Source organism: uncultured Cardiobacterium sp. (genome assembly GCF_938028185.1).
Taxonomy (GTDB): domain Bacteria; phylum Pseudomonadota; class Gammaproteobacteria; order Cardiobacteriales; family Cardiobacteriaceae; genus Cardiobacterium.
In genome coordinates, this window is sequence record NZ_CALJAH010000213.1 from 1 (window position 1) to 3359 (window position 3359).

General features: G+C 62.3%; 5 protein-coding genes. 2 read left to right on the plus strand and 3 right to left on the minus strand.

The window, feature by feature from the left end; all coding sequences use genetic code 11:
• Positions 1-214: 214 nt before the first annotated feature.
• Both Q0349_RS06275 and prmC read left to right on the plus strand, forming a co-directional pair.
• Positions 215-469: a hypothetical protein gene (locus tag Q0349_RS06275; protein WP_298080021.1), complete on the plus strand. Its 255-nt coding sequence runs from the start codon at positions 215-217 to the stop codon at positions 467-469.
• Positions 466-1296 (plus strand): peptide chain release factor N(5)-glutamine methyltransferase, encoded by an 831-nt coding sequence (gene prmC / locus Q0349_RS06280; protein ID WP_298080022.1) that lies wholly within the window; start codon positions 466-468, stop codon positions 1294-1296. Before Q0349_RS06275 ends, prmC begins: the two co-directional genes overlap by 4 nt.
• Before the next feature lie 72 nt (positions 1297-1368).
• Here the strand turns inward: prmC and mvaD are convergent, their stop codons facing one another.
• Genes mvaD through Q0349_RS06295 form a run of 3 tightly spaced genes read right to left on the minus strand, consistent with a single transcriptional unit; the run spans position 1369 to position 3060 of the window.
• Positions 1369-2361: a diphosphomevalonate decarboxylase gene (gene mvaD / locus Q0349_RS06285; protein ID WP_298080023.1), complete on the minus strand. Its 993-nt coding sequence runs from the start codon at positions 2359-2361 to the stop codon at positions 1369-1371.
• Positions 2358-2930, minus strand: coding sequence for a hypothetical protein (locus tag Q0349_RS06290; protein ID WP_298080024.1), 573 nt, complete (start codon positions 2928-2930; stop codon positions 2358-2360). The genes mvaD and Q0349_RS06290 overlap by 4 nt, the downstream gene beginning before the upstream one ends.
• The gene (locus tag Q0349_RS06295; RefSeq protein WP_298080025.1) at positions 2920-3060 is read right to left on the minus strand and encodes a hypothetical protein; all 141 of its coding nucleotides are present in this window, start codon (positions 3058-3060) and stop codon (positions 2920-2922) included. Before Q0349_RS06295 ends, Q0349_RS06290 begins: the two co-directional genes overlap by 11 nt.
• Positions 3061-3359: the final 299 nt, after the last annotated feature.

Sequence of the window (3359 nt, forward strand, 5' to 3'; positions counted from 1 at the left end):
CGCGTACTGTCTTCAGCGGCGCGCCTTGTCTGAAACTTTCGGTGGATGGCTATAAGACTCCGTTTTTTCAAATTTGCAGTCCTCAATCTCTTCTCCTTATGGGGGCAGCGAACAAACCGCGTAGCGACAAACCCACCTCACCACCCATTTACATACACCTTCCCCGCTACCCTGTATGTAAAATCATCCATCCCTACCCAGTTCCTTCCGACCCATGAACCCCGCCGAAACCCTGCTTGCCCAAACCCTCGCCGCCAACGCTGCCGCCGGTTATCCCGGCATCGACCGCAGCGCGGCCGCCCGTGGCGAACGCGCCCGCCATCAGGCCTATCTCGCCCGCAAAAACCGCATCGAAGGCCTGCCCGTCCCGCCTGCCGACAGTCTCGAAGCCCGCCTCGTCCGGCATCACATTGACGGCGACATCAGCGTCGCCCAGCTCATTGCCATCACCTGCCTGCTGCCGCGATGAAACTGCACGCTTGGCTTGTCCGCGCCACCGCCGCCCATCCCGACCGCGACGTCGCCGCCATCGAAATCCGTCACCTCGCCGCGCACGTCACCGGCCTGTCGCCCACCGCGCAACGCATCCACAATCCCGAACTCACCGCCGCGCAATTGCAGACGCTGGATGCGCTCGCCGCCCGCCTGCACGCGGGCGAACCGCTCGCCTACCTCCTCGGCCAGCAGCCGTTTTACGGGCTGGAACTCAAAGTCAGCCGCGCCACCCTCATCCCGCGCAGCGACAGCGAAATCCTCGTCGAACGCGCGCTGTGGCACCTGCGCGACCTGTCCGCGCCGACCGTGATTGACCTCGGCACCGGCAGCGGCGCGCTGGCACTCGCCATTGCCGCCGCTCGCCCGGATGCGCAGATTACCGCCACCGACCAGAGTGCGGACGCGCTGGCGATTGCCGCCGACAACGCGCGCGCGCATCGCCTCGGCAACCTCCGCTTCCTCCAGGCCGACTGGCTCGCGCCCTTCGCCGCCGCCAGCGCCGACCTCATCGTCAGCAATCCGCCCTACATCGCGCCCGATGACCCGCACCTTGCCGCGCTCGCGTTTGAGCCGCAGACGGCACTCGTCGCCGCCGATGACGGCTACCGCGACCTGTTCGCCATCATGGCGCAGGCGCCGCGCGTGCTGAAAGGCGGCGGCTGGCTCCTTATGGAACACGGCTGGCAACAGGGCGCCACCCTGCGCGCCCGCGCCGATGCCAGCGGCGACTGGCAACACATCGCCACCCACCGCGACTACGCCGGCCGCGAGCGTATCACCGAAATGCAGCGGCGCGGCTGATAGAGCCGTCCACCGAAAGCCGCATACGGTGTTGCGCCGCCACACCCGGCGAACCGTTTCTACAAGCGCGGCTTATGGCGCGACCGCAAAGGGATTGACCCACAGCGCCTGCGGGAAAGCGACACGCACCGCCGCTTCATCAGCGGCGCGGCAGAGGATTTTCACGTTCGGTCCGGCGTCGATGGTGGCGTAGATTTCAAGGCCGTCGGCGCGCGCCTGCCACAAGCGGTGCAGGGTGGCGAGTGTCTGCGGTTGCAGGTAGCACAGCGCCGGGCGGGCGGCGAGCATGGTGGCGTGCATGGCGAGCGCGTTGGCTTCGGCGACGCTGCCGAGTGCGCTGAAATCGCGGGCGGCAATGGCGGCTTCCAGCGCGGCGAGGTCGGCGCTTGCCGTCGCTGGCCAAGCGGCATACAGCGGACTGGTGGCGGTGGTGTGGTTCATGCCGTCGCCGCTCGCGGTTTTTTTCGCGCCGCTGTCGATTTCCACCAGCGCAATGCGCAATTCCTGCCAGTCGCTGACAATGGGCGCAGCGAAGCTGTCGCTGCCATCGTCGCGCCTGCCACGCTCCCATTTGACGAAACCGTGCCAGAGCGAGCGCGCCGCGCTACCGCTGCCGAGGCGGGCAATGGCGGAAAGGGCGCTGTCTGCCAGATTGAGCTGCCAGTAGCGGGCGAGCGCCAGGGTGAGTGCGGCAAAACCGGAGGCACTCGATGCCAGCCCGGCGGCGGTGGGGATGGTGTTCTCGGTTTCGATGTGCAGCGGTTGCGCTGCGCCGCGCCGCCATAGCTCAATGAAGGCGAAGGTGCGGCGGTGCAGGGCGCTGTCCGGCGCGGCGTCGCTGCCGTTCAAGGTAATGCGGTCGCGGTCGGCGGCGCGGACGGTGGTGTGCGTGCCGAGGCCGCCAAGCGAGATGGAGAGGCTGCCATTGACGGGCAGATTGAGCGCGCGGTCGCGTTTGCCCCAGTATTTGGCGAGGGCGATATTGGCGGGCGCGTAGGCCTCGCCCTGCTCTGCGGGTTCAAGGCGGGCGGGGAGGCGGGTAGCGAGGAAGTCGGCGGGGGTCATGGGGATTCCGTTTTTGGGGCAGTTTGGCAGATGGATGAATGACACAGATGCGCCGCTGCTATACGGCGTTTGAGTTCAGATATGAAATTCCAGTATTGGCGATTGTTACTGAAATATGCTGGCGCTATAACGTATTCCTTTTGGGTAAAGAGGCGGCCTTGCGGGATGTCCTCATGTATGCAAAAAACAGGTTCTTTTTGTCTGAGATATTGTTCTTCTGTTGCATGACTGATACGGGCATAGGGGATATGGTAATACCGACTGGCACCTAAAATATTATTGACAGGCAGAATGAGCATATCGTCCGTCAAGGTAATGGTTTTGCCCGCGCGTAAATAGGCAATGATAGTGCGCACACTCATTATGGTCATCCACGAAAACAAGATAATTGCAGCGTAATAGACAATATAAGCAAAAATAATTATGTCTGCATCCGTCTTGAACATTATTTTGTTATGAAGTGCCAAAAACATCCCTAAGAAACTCCCAGACATTAACAATACGATGAATGTACCAAACAGGATTCTTCTTGATGGATGGTAGCGATAGCTAATAATTTCATCTGACATGATGCCTTTCCTTTCTTTGGTTTGCTTGCAAATGTCCGGTTTCATTGACGGGATTTGCTTGGCACGCGGCGTAGGCGTCGCCCGCGGCGGCGGGCTCAAGGCGGGTGGCAAGAAAGTCGGCGGGGGTCATGGCGTTTCCGGGTGACGGGTTTCTTTAAGATGGCGCGGTTGGGTAGGGTTTAGCGTGCGGGTATTGTCGCAGTTATGCACATGATTGCGCGAAGGTAGCGACAGGCGGAGCGGGCGCGTGAGGCGGGACGGCAGGCGGTAGCCCGGTTATTTGCCGGTTTTTCAACGGATTTTGTGTTGATGCGACGCGGCGCACCTGTCCCGGACGCGGAGCGCGGCGGCGATTTTGCGCCAAAAGGCGCGCGTTATATAGCCATCCACCGAAAGTTTCAGACAAGGCGCGTCGCCGAAGACAGTACG